Below are 16,877 nucleotides of genomic sequence, written 5' to 3' on the forward strand. Positions count from 1 at the left end.
GGCAGACAGTAATTAATTGCCGCATAAAAAAACTAATAGATCAATGTACTGCGCCGCTTTTCTTTCGGCCAGTTACATTGATCAGAAACCATACAGCAAAAACAGTTGCGGCTCATTTTATCGGCACGATAGATGAGACCGGACAAATTTTGCTCGGCTTTAACGGCAGGGTCACGATGACTTTTTATTGCATTGCTGATAATACTTGTTTCTTCGACGGAAAATTTGCAATCCATGAGAATGACTTGTGCTATAGGTACACTGGCGGCAGAGTGATCAACCTCAGTTTCGTATTGTACGCAGCGACCGATATCGTGTAAAAGTGCTGCGGCATAAATAATTTCTTCATCAATGTGGTAATGCTCTTTATTGTTGATTATCACAGCAATACGTGCTACGGCAAGAAAGTGGGCAATGTCATGGTGACAAAAATGCCGGTTTTTTTCCCATAATAGAATTTGTTTATAATGTTTATGAAATAATGGGTGCTGTAAAATGAGATTATACCTAGGAATATAAATTTGTTTCATATTGACCGATATCCTTATTGCCTGATATTATAGAACAATATTGTATTCTGTGCGGCAAGGCAGATTCCCTGCAATATAATAGACTTTTATAAGGCACATTTGTATATAAAAAGACTTCAATAAGCTTATTACATCAGCTAATGATTGACTTTAATTGTAAGTATAATATAATGAATAATGCAGTCTTGATTATTATTTTAGTATAAAAAGCAAATAATGTAGTCAGATTGCTGTATATGCAACTGATTTTAGGAAACAACATGTGATAAACTTACTATGAAAACAGTATGAATTTGAAAGGATGGTCATTGGCGGATATGCATAATGAACAGGATACTACAAAAATACATCAGATGGAAACTATGTTTTTACACTGCGAATATGAGAAAGCTTTTGCTTTGGCAGACGGACTGAAAGAAGCAGGTTGTGCCAGAGCATTTTATATATTGGGGAAAATTTACAACGGTCATTTTGACAAAAAATATAATGATAAAATAAAGCAGAAAAAATACTATCGTCGTGGCCATGAATTAGGTGACAAGCTATGTTCTCTTTGGTATTGCATATTAGAAAATCCCGGTTATGGACAGCCGCGTTTGATCAAAGAAGTAAAACGATTGGCAGATAATAATGATGTTTTTGCCCAGTATGAGTTAAGCTTTCTATATTACTCCGGAATGATGGTAGTAGTAGATGCGAAAGAAGCTGTTCATTGGTGTGAAATGGCAGCACGGCAGGGCTATGCACTGGCTCAGCATGACATGGCCGGTTTCTACACGAATGGCTGGGGAGTGCCTAAAAATGCCGGACTATCGGTTGAATGGGATAAAAAAGCTGCTCAAAATGGTCACGTAGAGGCACAATGCCGTATTGGTGATTTGTATTTTGAAGGCAGCAGTGACAATAATATTCCACAAGATTACGCTGAAGCAGTTAAATGGTATGAACGGGCAGCTGCAAAAGACAACGCACTGTCACAATGCAACTTGGGATTTATGTATGATAATGGTTATGGTGTACCGGAAGATAAAGGTAAGGCATTTTTTTATTACGAACAGTCAGCACTGCAGGGACATGCCCCTGCACAATGCAACCTGGGAATAATGTATGATACGGGTTGTTCTGTTGCAGAAGATGCTCAGCAGGCCGTTAAATGGTATGAATTGGCAGCCAAACAGAATTTTGCTCCTGCTGAGTTTTATTTAGGTAAAATGTATGATACCGGCCGGGGCATCAAGCAGAATTATAAACTGGCTGCCAAATGGTATGAACGCGCTGCCAAACAAAATTATGCCGTTGCTCAGTGTATGCTGGCATCTTTATATGATGAAGGACTGGGTGTAGAAAAAAACTTTACTGAAGCTGCAACGTGGTATACGGCCGCAGCAAAGCAAGGATATGCTCCGGCACAATTCGAGCTTGCCGCTATGTATAAAAGTGGTGACGGTGTGGGAAAAAACCTGGAAAAAGCCTATGAATGGTTTATGCAGGCTGCTGAACGAAATGATCCTTATTCAGCATATCAACTGGGAATTATGCAGCAAAATGGGGAAGGCGTTCCGCAAAGCTACACTGAAGCCGTTAAATGGTATAAAAAAGCTTCGGAAAAAGGATTAGGTGTTGCCGATTACCAGATAGCGTGCATGTATCTTTATGGTGAAGGAATAAAAAAGGACTATAAGCAAGCTTTGCAGTATTTTATAGCAGCTGCCAAAAAAGGTGATCCCAAGGGACAATGCAGTCTTGGAGTAATGTATGAAAACGGTTATGGTATGCCGGCAGCAGACTGTGATATTGCCCGGAAATGGTATCAAAAAGCTGCTGAAGCAGGTGAGATAACCGCCCAATACAATCTTGGTGCATTGTATGCATCGGGTAAAATCGGTGAAGACAAGAAAATGGCAGAAAAATGGATGAAAGAAGCTGCTGGCAATGGGGATACGGCAGCACAAAAATGGCTTAAAGATAATATTTGATAGGTAATGACAATAGATGCGGATAGGGTGGAGCCAATGCGGGTATTGCATATTGAAACTGATAAAGTCCTTTCTCCGGTAATAAGAAGAATAGTCGAAAAAAATGGATTTTCCTATATGAAAGTCCATCTTGAAAACATAACGGATAAAGCAATAGACTATATTTTGCAGCGTGATGAATACAGTGCTGTCATCTTAGACCAATGTGTTTTAGGATTGGTAGAAAAACTGATAAATATAATGAATACAAGAGGCATGATTCATCCCTCAATCATCACCATTTCTTCACAACAGGACTTTAATCTTAAAAAACGTTATTTTGAACTTGGCGTCATGGCACATTTCGATAGAGAAAATTTTGCCGAACATCGTCTGGAACAATATTTGCAGACAATAAAAAATGAGCTGGAAACAGTTGAATTTTTTAAGGAATTTCATGTGGCGGTTATTGATGACAGTGAACTTTCACTTGATACCATCAGAAAATTTTTTATAAATGCAGGTACCCATAACGTTGATTATTATCAAGAATCGGCTGAATTTTTAAACAGCAAGAGAAGATATGACCTGTTTTTGATCGATTTAGTAATGCCAGTGTATGATGGCGAGGCATTAACCAGTTATATCCGCAAAACAGACAGTGAGGCTATTATAATATTGATGACAGCCTATAATAATGGTCAGATAATACCACATTGCCTGAGTCTAGGAGCCAATGATTTTATGACTAAACCATTGGAGTATAATTCCTTTATGCTTAGAATACAGTCATGTATAAGCCGTTATAAGATGCAAAAAGAAATTATTTACAAAAACAATGAATTATTTGAGATGGCAATAAGGGACAATCTGACGGGAATTTATAACAGAACATATTTCAGTCAGATTTATGAGGAAAAATTAGCGGCAGCAAAGACCGGGAATCAGGTATTTTGGTTGATTATGGTTGATATTGATAATTTTAAGAATATTAATGATGAATATGGACATCTTGAAGGAGATAAGGTACTAAGAAACTTTGCCGTGGCCTTGTCAGACAGCCTGCCTGACAAAGATACACTTTACCGCTGGGGCGGTGAGGAATTCATTGCTTTGCTGCAGCCGTATGATGATAAGAAAACCGTATATCAGATCGCTGAAAAAATGCGCGTAAACGTGAAGAAAAATAATTTCCACCACAAATGGAATATAACCGGCAGTTTTGGAATGGCCAAATGGCATCCTGCCGATACGGGTGAAAAATTATTTCGCCGTCTGGATAATTCTCTCTATCTGGCAAAATTGACAGGCAAGGATAAAATTGTCTGCGAAGAATATTTAAACATAATGGAAAATGGCCGATTTATCAGGATAACATGGGGTTCATTTTTTACCAGCGGCAATGCCATCATTGATGAAGACCATCAAGCTATGATAAACGCTGCCAACAACATAATAGACAGTTATGAATACCGTGCTGAGCAAATGATTATCAATAAAGAATTGAATAATGCTTATAAACATATAATGCTGCACTTTAACAAAGAGGAAGACATTATCAAAAACCTAAATTACGAACATTACGAAGAACACACAAAGGAACACCGTAAACTCATGGCGGAACTGCTGCGATTATACGATTCCTATTCAAGAGAAAAAAGTAACGCCATAGATGTGATAAAATTTTTGGTTCAGGACGTTATAGTTGGTCATATTGTGCAAAAAGACTTTGATTTTTATCCGCTCTTTGGACATGAAATTCTAAAACAATAGAATATATCATTATGTATAGAAAAACTAATCATTTACAAAATAATAATATAGTATTATTTTAAATAATAGATTTATTTATTGATATTCGTGGTCTAATAAAGATAATTCCTCAGCCGGCTGTGCCGACAGCGCTCCCGGAGGGGAGCCTTTGATCAGTGATTTTTATAATATATATAGGAAAACACTTATCACATGCCGATACTTCAAAAGGTGTCATTTAGTCAGTGACTCCTTTTAACATATTAGAAAAATATTTATCATATTCCGATGCTTCGAAGAAAACTTCTGGTAGGTATCCCTATAAATTTTGAATATATCTTACTCTTTATCTGCATAAAAGGGCAGAGAACTGTGGCTGTGTTAAAAACTTAATAAAATCGGAACAGGTGCCCTTCGGGGCTTAATAGGGAAGTTTGGTGTAAGACCAACACGGTCCCGCCACTGTAACGGAGAGCGAACCCGCAGAAAATGTCACTAGAGCAATGCTTTGGGAAGGCGCGGATGAGCAATGACCCGGAGTCAGGAGAACTGCCTGTTGTACAATCACCACTTGACCTGCGAGGTATGGGAAGGGGATTACATAATTGGTCTATTTGTGCAATTACTCCCGTGAGGGAGTTTTTTTATTGCCTTTTAGGTTTTTTCATTGAATACATAGCCTTTGTTTTATCAGCAGTCATTGTAACGAATCAGCCAACCCGCTGTCCGTCCTTAAAAAAGCGGGCAGTCAAGTATAAAATAGCGGCAGACTGCATAATAAAATCTAATGGAATAATAAAGTACCATGGAAGGAATCATTATGAAAAAATATTATATAATAAGTATGATTTGCATATTTGTCATACTTATTTTCAGTATCGGCACAGCAGCTGCCGACAGTAACATCAATTCGCAGGAAACCATTTTACAGCACCAGCAGCAAAGACTCGCCGAGCAAAATGCCCAAGAGCAAAATCAGCGCAGAACTCAGGAAAAATTTATCTCGAACGGTAAAAGTGCACAACACTTGGAAAAGATAAAACTGCCTAAAGAAAACGTTAGCTTTCTGATAAAAACTTTTACAGTAAATGGTCCATATGCACAAACCAAATTCAAATGGATTAAAAAATACCTCGAACAATATGCAAACGAAAAAATAGGAGCAGCTGGGATAGACCTGCTTCTCAATAGCATAAATGAAGAAATAATTGCCCGCGGTTATGTCACGACAAAAGCATATGTCACGGCACAAGACCTCACATCGGGTGTGCTGACGATAAATATTCAAGCTGGAACCATTGATAATATCTATTTTACCGGCAAAACATGGGGAACATGGAAAAATGCTTTTCCGATACGTCATGGAGACCTTCTCAATGTTCACGATCTTGACCAGGGATTGGAACAAATGCAGCGCGTTTCCTCGCAAAACGTAGCCGTTAACATTCTGCCGGCCCAAAAACCTGGACAAAGTGATATCGAGATTACCGTAAAGAGAACCAAACCATGGAAAGCAGTGTTTTCTGCTGATGACTCAGGACTCAGCAGTACCGGAAAACTGCAGCTGTCCACAGGATTGGAAATGGATAATTTGTTTTCTGTCAATGATATACTCAACATTTCCTTTAATGAAGATGGTGAGAAAGATGGTCAAAATAAGGGGACGAGAGCAAACAGCATCTATTATGCTGTACCATTGGGCAGGCAGACATTGTCCTTCAGTGCTTATACCTATGATTATCATCAAAAAGTGAGAACTGCCATTAATCCTTTTATGTCTTCAGGTGCAATTACCGCCTATGATCTGGGCATCACTCGTCTCTTGGACAGGGACCAGAAGCAAAAAACAAATCTGGAGCTGCATCTTTTGCGCAATAGACGACACAGCTATATAAACAATACGGAAATCGGTGTCCAGAGGCAAAACACCACAGCAGTACAAATCGGTGTAACTCATAAAAAATATATAGGTAAGAGTGTCCTGGATGCAGCATTGTTTTATCAAAGAGGTGTCGGCTGGCTGGGAGCGCAGCCGGGAGCCAGTGATAATATTTCCGGTGGACCGACTACAAAATACAATATGTATCTGTTCAACCTGAACTGGAATGCACCACTGAAAATCGGCCGCACAATGTGGCAGTACAATCTTGAAGCCAAGGCGCAATATACAAAGAATCTGCTTTATGGATCAGACTTTTTCGGCATCGGCGGAAGATATAGTGTGCGTGGGTTCGATGGAGAACAGACGTTATCAGCAGAAAATGGGCTGGTGCTCAGGAATGAATTGCGGCTGCCGATATATAAAGATCAACAGCTATATGCGGCACTCGATTACGGCAAAGTTTCAGGACCATCGGCGGCTTATCTGCTGGGCAGGGAACTAGTGGGAACGGCACTGGGGATAAGAGGCACAGTAAAAAACGTTCAATATGACATATTTATCGGCTGGCCGCTTAGTAAACCAAAAGGATTTGACACACCGGCCAGGACAGGTGGTTTTTCAGTTTCAGTACATTTTTAAAGGAGTAAAAAATGAAAAAAACAAGGATGAAAATAAGAAAAAGCATAGCTGCCCTGCTTCTGGCTGCAATGACACTGCAAAGTCCCCTGGCCGCGGCAGCTGCTATAGCCGATGCTTCGGCAGATACTGCACATCAACCGATGGTAAATCCCGGTACGGTCCCGGTCATCGACATTGCTACGGCAAATGACAAAGGAATATCACATAATCTGTACAGTGATTTCAGTGTGGATAAAAATGGCATTATTTTGAACAATTCCCTGCAACCGATCAATACGGTACTTGCCGGACAAATAGCAGGCAACGCCAGGCTTAAAGCTCCGGCGACTATAATTATCAACGAAGTGACTGGAACAAATCGCACCAACCTGAACGGACTCATTGAAGTGGCAGGGACGCGGGCCGATGTCATTATCGCCAATCCCAACGGCATCAGCGGCAGCGGCTTTGGTTTTATCAATACCGGCAGGGCAGTGCTTACGACGGGACGTCCACAGCTGGATAAGGATGGCAGTCTGTCGGGCATTCAGGTCACAGGCGGTGACATTGCTGTCGACGGTGACGGACTAAAAAGTGAAAACGCACCGGATAAACTTGATATCCTGACCGGTGCGGCCAAAATAAATGCGCAGCTGTGGGCAAAAAACGATCTGAACGTCGTGACCGGCAGCAATCTTATAGACTATAACACATTGCAGACGAGAACACTGCCTGGTGCAGCAGACTCCGGTGTATCACTGGATATCAGTGCCGTCGGCGGAATGTATGCCGGACGCATAATGCTGCAAGGGACAAGTAAAGGTCTTGGTGTCAATGTAGACGGCCAGCTGTACTCAAAAGGTGACCTGTCCATATCAAGCAGCGGCATGCTGTCTGTGCAGGGCGATGTGGCAGCTGCCGGCAAAGTAAGTACCACTGCCGCAGATGATGTGACCAACGCCGGGCAGATAAGCGCCGGAGGCGATGTCACTGTCACATCCGGCGGCATGACAAAAAACACCGGCTATATTGCTGCCGGACAGGCACAAGATGATGATGACGAGACCGACAGCCCGGCGGCACTTCCGGCCGACATATCAGTAAAGGCCGGGGCCAATATCAACTCGGACGGTATCCTTAAAGCATCCCGGAATATAACCCTGGCGGGAAAAAAGATAAAATATAACATACAAAACACGGATGCAGCACAAGTAACAGTAAATGAAACCGATCCGGATCCCGTGCAACCGCCGGAAAAACCGGTACCGCAAGCTCCGGTGCAGACCGAAGCACCAGAAAAGAAGATTGTCAACGACATCACCCCTGGAGCACCGGGAACAGCAGATATTCCTGATTATGCCAATGTTACCACGACAAAAAAACAAGATAAGCAGGATGTTTTACCGCTGGTGGCTGACCAGGACGCTCCGGAACAGTATAAACCTATAGCAGACAAAGCTGCCGATGGAATAGACCTTATACAGATAGCAACAGCCGACGGCAGCGGAGTATCAAGAAATCTTTATACCGATTTCAATGTCGGATCGCGCGGCTTGATCTTCAATAACGCGATCGGTTATACTGCCACTCGGCTGGGTGGATATATCGACCGCAACTTTCGACTCGGAACTGTTGCGGCCCGGACAATACTAAATGAAGTGACAGGTACTCGACCGACCCGATTAAACGGTTATATGGAAATAGCCGGACAAAAAGCCGATCTGGTCATTGCCAATCCTAACGGTATTGCCATAAATGGCGGCGGTTATATCAATACGGCCAGCGCTGTACTGGCGGCAGCACCTGTGCAAAACCGTGCCGGGCACGTAGACTTCGCAGCACCTTCGGCTGATATTCTTATCCAAGGTGAAGGGCTTGATGCCGATACTACGAATAAACTTATCATACAGACAAAAAACTTTACCAATGATGCCTCAGAATTATGGTCAAACAGTCTGGAACTGACTGCCGGTGGAATTTTGTACAATAGCGGTAAACTGGCCGCCGATCAAGACATGCAGCTGCATGCCGACAACCTGACCAACGAAAAATCAGCCGTCATAACCGGTGGTGGCACCTTGTCAATAACTGCTGCCGAAAGTATAAAAAACAACTCGGCTGTCATTCATGGCGGTGCCGATAGCACAATGACCGCACAAACTATTGATAATACCGATAAAGCGGCTATATACAGCGATGAAAATCTCCTTTTGACTGCCGGAAAAAGTCTGGTAAATGATGATTCGGTAGTAAAGGCCGGTAAAGATGCAGACCTTCAGGCCGCCTCACTGACCGGCACCGGTGCCGAGATAACAGCTGGCGGCAGATTGACAGCATCAGCCGGAGTCATCAACAACACCAATACCAATCTGGCAGCAAAAGAATCCGTGTCCCTCACGGCTCTTGGCAGTATCAAAAATCAAAATACAGCCATATACGCTGATAAAGACCTGACAATAAAAGCTGCGGCACTGCTGAATAAAACATCGTTGCTGGCCGCCGGCGGACAGACAGGACTTAGTACCGGCATACTGGAAAATACCGACAGCTCGGTGATCTACGGCAGCAGCGACATGAACATAGCTGCATCCGATTATCTTTTAAACAGCTCATCAGATATCGAAAGCGGACAAAACCTGTATATAACAGCCGGCAGACTTACCAATGAAAAAACAGCATTCGATACTGACTGGACGATTACCCATCAGGATATCTCTTACGGCATTGCCCATTGGAATGGCAACTATTACAGCGCCTCACGCCGCTTTGATCGGGAAATAAAAACCGGTACAATAGAAAAAGAAACACCGACTGCCCATATAACGGCGGATAAAAATGTGGCTGTCACAGTAAATAAACTTGTCAACCATTACAGCGAAATAACGGCAGGCACCGATCTTGCCGTCAATGCTGCTGATTCTCTGGAAAACCTCGGTTATCAGGGCACCATTATCGCAACTGACACAGGAAATGACTACCAGAACTGGAAATACAAAAAGAAAGGCCGCTGGTGGAAGCACAGCCACTGGGTTTATGGAACTACTGTCGTTCCTTACTATGACCAGAATATAACCGATGAAACCACCCAGCGTGCCGGAATACTGAGTGGCGGTGCCAGGGTAAATATAACTGCGCCGCAAATAAAAAATATAACCTATGACGCCGGTAAAAATGAGATAACGCAAAGGCCGGCCGCTGCCACTGCCAGTGCTGACCGCACCCTTATTGATGCACGCCTGATCCAGTATGCCGGAACCGACAGTTACAGATTCTGTATCAATAAAGATCCCTCAGCCAAATACCTCATTGAAACCAATCCCCGGTTTGCCGACTATCACAGCTTTTTATCGAGCGATTACCTATTGCAAAGAATCAAAAATGACCCCGAAAAGGTAATGAAAAGACTCGGCGATGGCTACTATGAACAAAAACTTGTTACAGATCAGATAACCGGACTTACCGGACGCAGATATCTGGACAACTACAGCTCGGCTCTCGACCAATATAAGGCTCTCATGGATAACGGTGCCGCCTTCGCCCAAAAATATGACCTTACCACCGGGGTAGCTCTCAGCAAGGAACAAATGGCAGAACTGACCTGTGACATCGTCTGGCTGGTAAAAGAAAACATCAACGGACAAGATGTGCTGGTGCCGAAGGTATACCTCTCCTCACTGAAAAACGGTGACCTCAGACAAAGCGGTGCCCTCATAACCGGTACAGATGTGACACTGATAAGTCCCAAAGACCTTCAAAATATCGGCACGATCAAGGCTGATAAAGATCTCACCATAAAAAGCGGCAGCCTTGAAAATAAAAATGCCGTGGTCGTCGGTGGCGATATAGCTATCAAAGCCGATGGTGATGTTGAAAACAGCGGTGCCGTAATAAATGGACAGAATGTATCCATAGCGGCACAAAACATAATAAATAACACCCGTACAGTAACTACTCAGTACAGACAGCTCAGCCAGACTGTGCTCGGCAGTACTGCCTCGATAAACGCTGCCAAAGACCTGAACCTTTCCGCTGCGGCATCCATAGAGGATAAAGGCGGCACGCTTGCAGCCGGACAAGGGCTGGTACTCACTGCCCAAAAGGATATCAACATAGAAAATATATCCCAAAAGCAGCATGTAGCAGTGGCTTACGGCTCATCAAGTGCCGAACTCAGCAGCGTTGAAAGCTTTGGCAGCAATATAGCTGCCGGCGGAGATATCAGCATAACAGGCACCAAAGTGACGCTAAAAGCATCCTCGCTTGATGCCGGCGGCAAAGCTGCTGTGACTGCCAAAAAGGATATCGATATAACCGATGCCAAAGATGACAATGAATCCGACATAGCCGTAGGCAGCAGAGGGGGAAGCTACTTTGCCCGCCAAAAGCACGACGATGAAACCGTTGTCGGTGCAGCTGTCAGTGCGGCAGGCGACATTGCAATAAAGTCGGGCGGCAGTGTGGATATCAAAGGCTCGGCTATTACCAGCGATAAAGGTGCTGTGAGCCTTGCCGCACAGGGAAATATCAATCTGGTAAATGATACCGGGCACCATGAAAGCATTTATGAACTGCACAAAAAAGATAAAGGCTTTCTAGCATCGAAAACGACAGATATATATGATTACAAATCATCGGATGATGTAGTAAAAAGCAGTATTGAAGGTAAGGATATAGCCGGTCTGGCCGACAAAGACATCAATATAACAGGTTCCAGTGCTGTTGCCGATAATGATGTCAGCTTAAAGGCAGGCGGAGATATCAATATTATCTCTGCTGAAGAACAAAGCGGCAGTACCTACTACCGATCCGTCAAAAAATCCGGTCTGCTCTCAGGCGGCGGGCTGGGCTTTACCATCGGTAAAGAAAGTGCCAAGGACAAACTGCAAAACACTGACACCGAGCAGATAGCAGCCACTGTGGGCAGTATCGGCGGCAGTGTTGATATAGCGGCTGGCAGTAAGGCAGCCGTAAAAGGCAGTGACATCATGGCCGGTAAAGACATCAATATAACAGCCGGACAGGTGGATATACAAAACACCGATAACGTATATAAAAGTAAAGAAGACCACGAATACAAAAAAAGCGGACTGACCGTATCTATTGGCGGACAGGCAGTAAAAACTGCAGACGATATCACCGCACCGGTGCAGCGCATCGGACAGGTAGAAGATGACCGCCTGAAAGCCCTGTATGCTAAAAAGGCCTATGACCAGATCAAAGATGCCAAAGATACAATAAAGGACATAAACAAAAAAGGCATAAAGTCAGCCATCAGCATTGACGTAAGCCTTGGTACAGCCAAGAGCGAAAGCCACAGCACCAGTACGGACATAGAAGCCAAGGGCAGTAGTATCAGCGCGGCCAAAGACGTCAGCATAACGGCCAATAAGACTGATATCAATATAAAAGGCAGCACCGTAGCAGGAAACAACATTACCCTGGATGCGAAACGGGATATCAATCTGACAGCAGCCCAAAACAGCAATAAGACAGACAGCACAGCAAGCTCTGCTTCGAGCAGTATAGGAGCCTCTATCGGACTTGCCGGCGGCGTCAGCTACAATGCCCGGCTGGAAAAAAACAGCTCGGCAACACGGGAAAATACCACTGCCTACACCAATACCGAAGTGACGGCAGGAGATACCCTGAAAACGAACTCGGGTGAGGATACCACCATCACCGGCGCCAAAGCCAGCGGTGGCAAAGTAGAGATGAATGTCGGCCGTGACCTTGCTATAAAATCACTGCAGGATGCGGATGACTATAATGAGCACAACAGCTCCTCAGGTATAGCTATAGCAACGGGCGGTACTAATGCCTCGGCAGACAAAGGCAAAATAGACTCCGATTACCAAAGCACTGCAGACCAGTCCGGTATCTATGCCGGAAAAGACGGCTTCGATATTACTGTTGGCAAGAATACCGACCTTAAGGGTGCGGTCATCGACAGCGATGCGGTGCCGGACAAAAACAAGCTGAGCACCGATACCCTGACCTATTCGGACATAGATAATAAAGCAAGCTATGACTCGAAGAACACCGGAGTGAACTATAACACCGGAAAAGATGTCAGGACAAAGGACAAGGGCCTTACCCCGGATATAGGAGTAGAAGCAAAGGGCAATGCCGCTGGCACGACCAAGTCGGACATAGCACCAGGAACTATAGATATAAGAAGCAACCCCGGACAGGACATATCCGGCCTCAGCCGTGATACAAAAGACGCTTTAAACAAGCTGGGCAAAATCTTTGACAAAGATAAAATTCTGGAAAAACAAGAACTGGCAAAACTCTTTGGTGAAGAAATATTTAAGACAATAGGCGACCTTGGATTAAAAGACGGCAGTCCGGAAAAGACAGCACTTGATGCTTTTGCCGGCGGTATAATGAGTAAGCTCGGTGGCAGCAGTTTTGTCGCAGGAGCGGCAGGAGCCGGCATCAATGAAGTGATTATCAAAGAACTGGGGAAAATAAAAGACCCGGCTGTTATGCAATGGGCAAGCGCAGCTGTAGGAGCCGCAGCTGCGAAGGTAACTGGTGGCAGTGCAGCGGCGGGAGCGGGTGCAGCAGCCAGTGAAACAAAAAATAACTGGCTCAGCCATGAGGATGTCCAAAGATTAAATAAAAAATTGGATGATATTTTGCATTCATCTGCACCCGAGAAAGATAAAGAACGACAAATAGCTGCCTTATTAAAAAGTTATATTGAACTTGATATAAAGCAAAATACAAAAGATTTTTTTAATAGATATAAAGATAGCAACAACGAATGTTTTAGTTTTGCTTTCGCATCATATAATTGGAAAGACTATATGACTATAGGCATTTTAAAATATTCATATAACGGAAGCTATTATTATGGACATAACCCGCTTGATATGAATTACACAGTAAATAAATATTTATATGAATATAGGGGAGGCGAATACCAGAATAATTATCCAGCTGAATATCCGGGAACACTCATCAATATGGGGTTAACAACGGATCAGATAGCTGGTTTAATATATAAAGACGGCAATATATTAAGTAATATATCTGATAGGAGATTAATACCGCAGCAGGAAAATAGTATAATAAAAACCTTTGTCTATGATTCAAAAGCCAGCATGGCTGATAATGTTCACAAGGCACTGGATATAGCAGGTTTTATCCCGGGTATAGGATCATTTTCTGAAGGCGCCAATTCATTATTATATGCTTTTCAAGGAGAAAAAGGCGAAGCGGCACTGGCAGCATTATCGGCAATACCGGGCATCAAGGCAGTAAAAGTTTTAAAAGACGGCATACAATATCTTAAAATAATACCCGAATCAGGGGAAGCTGGTAAGGCATTAAAAGAATTATATGATGTTGAAAAAACAGCCGGAAATACCGGGCATGTTATTGAGGGGTCGGGTAAAGCTGAATTAGGAAGAAAACTTGATTACATTTTTGGAAATGCAACAGGGTCAAAGCATAATATTGATCGTTCAATAGCAATGGAAAGGCAATTAAATAGTATTGGAATTTTTAACAATGCAGAGGGCAGACAACTGGTGGAAAAGAATTTAATAGAGGCTTTTAATAATCCAGCAAGTATTCTTAAGACTCAAGAAAATGGAAGGGTCGTTAGAGAATCATTGCTTTCTGGACCCAACGGGGTAATCAAAGTAGAATCTGTTTGGGATGGATCAAAATTGATCACAGCTACTTTATTTGGAGGTAAATAATGAGAGTCATTATGGATAAGGCTGAACTAAAATTATATGAAATAGATTCAGAATCGGGATTAAAAGAATATATCGGGGCTAATAACGGCATTATTGTGGGAAATAATGTTCAGGTGAAGAATAATTTTTACATAATTGAATGCATAGCGAATAATGTAAAAAGAATGATAGGTATATTAAATGAAGGACACGGAATAATACCAACAGTGGCTAAATTAAAGAAATCAGATATATTAATCGTAGCATCAGATAAATCGCTCTATATTTTGGATTTAAAGGTGAACGCTGAATTTAAAAATATAATAAGTGATTCCTTGATTTTTGATCTAATAGTCAGGGAAAATGAAGAAAAAATAGTTGTTATTTGCGAGTTAGGTATACAATGTATGACTATTACAGGTGATAAAGTTTGGAATTATGATAGCGATATAATAAGTGATTTTTCCTTGTATGAAGATTATGTAAAAGTGACTATTGAGGGAGTAGATTATGATATTTCTCTAGTAAATGGTGAAGTAATAAGTAGTCAATTGCAAATATAATATTGCTGAAACATGGTGAAATGTACTTTTATCGCAATATCAAAGAGAGAGGCCAGCGGACGTAAAAATTCGCTGACCTATGATCATACGCTACTCTGACTTACTCGAACATAGATAATAAAGCAAGCTACGACTCGAAAAACACCGGAGTGAACTATAGCGCCGGAAAAGATGTCAAGACAAAAGACAAAGGATTGACCCCGGATATAGGAGTAGAAGCAAAGGGCAATGCCGCTGGCACGACCAAGTCGGCCATAGCACCGGGAACCATAGACATAAGAAGCAACCCCGGACAGGACATATCCGGCCTCAGCCGTGATACAAAAGACGCTTTAAACAAGCTGGACAAAATCTTTGACAAAGATAAAATTCTGGAAAAACAAGAACTGGCAAAACTCTTTGGTGAAGAAATATTTAAGACAATAGGCGACCTTGGATTAAAAGACGGCAGTCCGGAAAAGACAGCACTTGATGCTTTTGCCGGCGGTATAATGAGTAAGCTCGGTGGCAGCAGTTTTGTCGCAGGAGCGGCAGGAGCCGGCATCAATGAAGTGATTATCAAAGAACTGGGGGAAATAAGAGACCCGGCTGTTATGCAATGGGCAAGCGCAGCTGTAGGAGCCGCAGCTGCGAAGGTAACTGGTGGCAGTGCAGCGGCGGGAGCGGGTGCAGCAGCCAGTGAAACAAAAAATAACTGGCTCAGCCATGGAATGGCAAAATTATATGTAGATTTAAGAAAATTAATAAAAAATGATAAAACTTTGACAGATGACGAAAAAAATAAAAAATTACAGATATTGCAAGAAAATTGGCAGGAAATAGATAATAAACTAGGAACTGGTGCAGATCATGATGCATTTACTCAGTACGGTGTCGCATATTATATTGATCCCGAAGGAAGAATAGTAGGTTTTATGGATGATGCAAAAACCCATGTCATGACAATAATAATGTCGAAAAATGATGACACAGTGCCAGGTATAGGTTTAACACAAGCCTACTCAGACAGCTTTAATTCTAATATAAAATCATTTGATTATGGAGAATCAATTAGAAATAATATAATTGAAGAAGGCATAACAGATATGGCAACATTACCTTATGCAATGTATGGTAACATGGTTGAGAAAAATGGAAAATTTGTATTAGGAAAAGTGTTTGGTTCAGTAGGTACGCCTATTCAACTTTTCTATGATGCGTTTGCTGATTCGAACACCTATAGTGGTAATGATTTTAAAAAGGCGAAAGCAGCGGATCTAATTGGAGCTGCTTTATCAACTGGTAGTGACTTATTAATAAGTGGTTCAGGTGGAATATCTTTTACATTTAGTACAGCAATTGATGTTGCAATATCAACTGGAGTGGACAAATACAAGAACGACGAATTAAAGACTGATACTCAGAAAAAGCAGAAAATGGAGAATAATAAATGATAATAAATTATATACTTTGGGCAATTATGTTATGGGGAGTTTATGACTGTATTTTTCATAAACTGGATAAACAGTATAAGAATAATAAAGCATATGTGATTTGTCATGTTGGTGGTTATTTCTTTTGTTATTTAGCAGCTTCTTTAGTACCTATTTTTATTGATACTGTTGGGCGTGGTGATATTTTCACATTATTATTTTTCCTCATTTACGGTATGGGTCTGTTAATGGTTGGTATTTCCCGGGTTATTTATGCCAGATTACAGCATATGGAAGGTGGTATTTCTGCTGATAAACTTTTTATTTACCGTCATCAAAAATTAGTCATAGCATGTTCTTTGATATGTGTATTATGCGCAGTTCAGCTGGGCTTAATGATATATTATTGATCATTTTGAACGTGGTGATAGCGCCTAATATTGTTATTTCTTTTTCTTGATAGTACAGGCATAC

At 42.1% G+C, this 16,877-nt stretch carries 8 protein-coding genes and 1 riboswitch; of the genes, 7 read left to right on the forward strand and 1 reads right to left on the reverse strand.

Translation table 11 applies throughout. The annotated features are described in order from the left end of the window. Positions 1 to 32 precede the first annotated feature (32 nt). Entirely contained in the window at positions 33 to 530 is a 498-nt protein-coding gene (locus tag F8M42_RS04830; RefSeq protein WP_182188218.1) for an HD domain-containing protein, read from the reverse strand. Between the two features lie 287 nt (positions 531 to 817). On the opposite strand from F8M42_RS04830, the gene F8M42_RS04835 reads away from it, so the two are divergent. The 7 genes from F8M42_RS04835 (at position 818) to F8M42_RS04865 (ending at position 16,813) form a co-directional block, all read left to right on the forward strand. Next, positions 818 to 2,506: a tetratricopeptide repeat protein gene (locus F8M42_RS04835; RefSeq protein WP_229711467.1), complete on the forward strand. Its 1,689-nt coding sequence runs from the start codon at positions 818 to 820 to the stop codon at positions 2,504 to 2,506. 36 nt (positions 2,507 to 2,542) lie between these two features. Continuing rightward, entirely contained in the window at positions 2,543 to 4,258 is a 1,716-nt protein-coding gene (locus F8M42_RS04840) for a diguanylate cyclase (protein ID WP_182188220.1), read from the forward strand. Between the two features lie 367 nt (positions 4,259 to 4,625). Continuing rightward, positions 4,626 to 4,808, forward strand: a riboswitch (cobalamin riboswitch). Positions 4,809 to 5,057: 249 nt separating this feature from the next. Then, on the forward strand, positions 5,058 to 6,758 hold the full coding sequence (locus F8M42_RS04845) for a ShlB/FhaC/HecB family hemolysin secretion/activation protein (RefSeq protein ID WP_182188221.1): 1,701 nt from the start codon (positions 5,058 to 5,060) through the stop codon (positions 6,756 to 6,758). Between the two features lie 11 nt (positions 6,759 to 6,769). Beyond that, entirely contained in the window at positions 6,770 to 14,449 is a 7,680-nt protein-coding gene (locus F8M42_RS04850) for a two-partner secretion domain-containing protein (protein ID WP_182188222.1), read from the forward strand. An 11-nt stretch (positions 14,450 to 14,460) separates the two neighbouring features. Beyond that, complete coding sequence (locus tag F8M42_RS04855) at positions 14,461 to 14,991, forward strand: hypothetical protein (RefSeq protein WP_182188223.1); 531 nt, start codon at positions 14,461 to 14,463, stop codon at positions 14,989 to 14,991. Between the two features lie 149 nt (positions 14,992 to 15,140). Continuing rightward, complete coding sequence (locus F8M42_RS04860) at positions 15,141 to 16,424, forward strand: hypothetical protein (RefSeq protein WP_182188224.1); 1,284 nt, start codon at positions 15,141 to 15,143, stop codon at positions 16,422 to 16,424. Next, entirely contained in the window at positions 16,421 to 16,813 is a 393-nt protein-coding gene (locus F8M42_RS04865) for a hypothetical protein (protein ID WP_182188225.1), read from the forward strand. The genes F8M42_RS04860 and F8M42_RS04865 overlap by 4 nt, the downstream gene beginning before the upstream one ends. Positions 16,814 to 16,877: the final 64 nt, after the last annotated feature.

Source organism: Pectinatus frisingensis, from assembly GCF_014076555.1.
GTDB lineage: Bacteria > Bacillota > Negativicutes > Selenomonadales > Selenomonadaceae > Pectinatus > Pectinatus frisingensis.

What these genes read in the sequence shown, in the direction of transcription:
- F8M42_RS04830 (WP_182188218.1), bottom strand. Translation starts at nt 530, where the DNA reads ATGAAACAAATTTATATTCCTAGGTATAATCTCATTTTACAGCACCCA.
- F8M42_RS04835 (WP_229711467.1), top strand. Translation starts at nt 818, where the DNA reads ATGAATTTGAAAGGATGGTCATTGGCGGATATGCATAATGAACAGGAT.
- F8M42_RS04840 (WP_182188220.1), top strand. Translation starts at nt 2,543, where the DNA reads ATGCGGGTATTGCATATTGAAACTGATAAAGTCCTTTCTCCGGTAATA.
- F8M42_RS04845 (WP_182188221.1), top strand. Translation starts at nt 5,058, where the DNA reads ATGAAAAAATATTATATAATAAGTATGATTTGCATATTTGTCATACTT.
- F8M42_RS04850 (WP_182188222.1), top strand. Translation starts at nt 6,770, where the DNA reads ATGAAAAAAACAAGGATGAAAATAAGAAAAAGCATAGCTGCCCTGCTT.
- F8M42_RS04855 (WP_182188223.1), top strand. Translation starts at nt 14,461, where the DNA reads ATGGATAAGGCTGAACTAAAATTATATGAAATAGATTCAGAATCGGGA.
- F8M42_RS04865 (WP_182188225.1), top strand. Translation starts at nt 16,421, where the DNA reads ATGATAATAAATTATATACTTTGGGCAATTATGTTATGGGGAGTTTAT.